The sequence below is a fragment of the Mesorhizobium sp. P2_D1 genome (assembly GCF_056404455.1).
In genome coordinates this window covers 1-761 of record NZ_JBFUDZ010000165.1, presented here as the reverse complement: position 1 = coordinate 761, position 761 = coordinate 1, and the positions used below count along the sequence as shown (strand labels likewise).

At 56.5% G+C, this 761-nt stretch carries 1 protein-coding gene; it reads right to left on the bottom strand.

Annotated elements, in window-relative coordinates:
• Nucleotides 1-139 precede the first annotated feature (139 nt).
• A partial coding sequence (locus tag AC1D0I_RS32755) for an MBL fold metallo-hydrolase (protein WP_477400211.1) occupies nt 140-761 on the bottom strand: 622 nt, incomplete at its 5' end.

Sequence of the window (761 nt, the reverse complement as noted above, 5' to 3'; positions counted from 1 at the left end):
ACCCTAAGGAGCGGTTCTCAATGAGTGTGGTTGCGAGGCAGAGCTTTGCCAGATGGGGCACTGGAGCAGCATCCAGCTTGGCGGATGGCCAGATCGCGGGACCTGCACTGCCACGGCTAGAATGCGCGGCCCGTAACGTTCAGCTCGCTAAATAACTTCTTGCAATCGATCGCAGTTCATTCTCGTCGATTATCTCACCGTGTCCGCAGTATGCCCTGTTGAACTCTATCTCCAAAAGACGCAGCATTGTCTTTCGATAGACGTGCACGTCCGAACCTGGAAGATCATCGACCAATCGTCCGCGATAAATCGCATCGCCGGCTAAAAAATCGCCGTTGCGTTCATCAAGAAGACCGAGCGACCCTGGCGAATGACCAGGGAGGTGAAGGACCAGAAATGACCTGTCTCCGGTCTCAATGGTGCAGCCTTCGTCGAGAATTCGGGACAGTGGCGCCGATTTGATCTGGAAATGCAGCAGCGACCATGCCTCATGCGGAGGCTTGCTGACGGCGTCGCGCTGCGCGCGAAAGAGATGAGCCAATGTGTGTTCATCCGCCATGTCGTCGAAAAACGAAGACTCCTCGCGATGGCCAAGTCTCATCTCGAACTCGCTTAATGCGCCGACGTGATCGACATGGATGTGCGTTGCAACGGCTACTACCGGCTTGCCAGGTGGCAGGTTCAGCACGGGTCTGAGAGGCACTAGCCCCATGCCCCCATCGACGACAAGATCGACGTCGCGCCCGCGAACATGATAGACG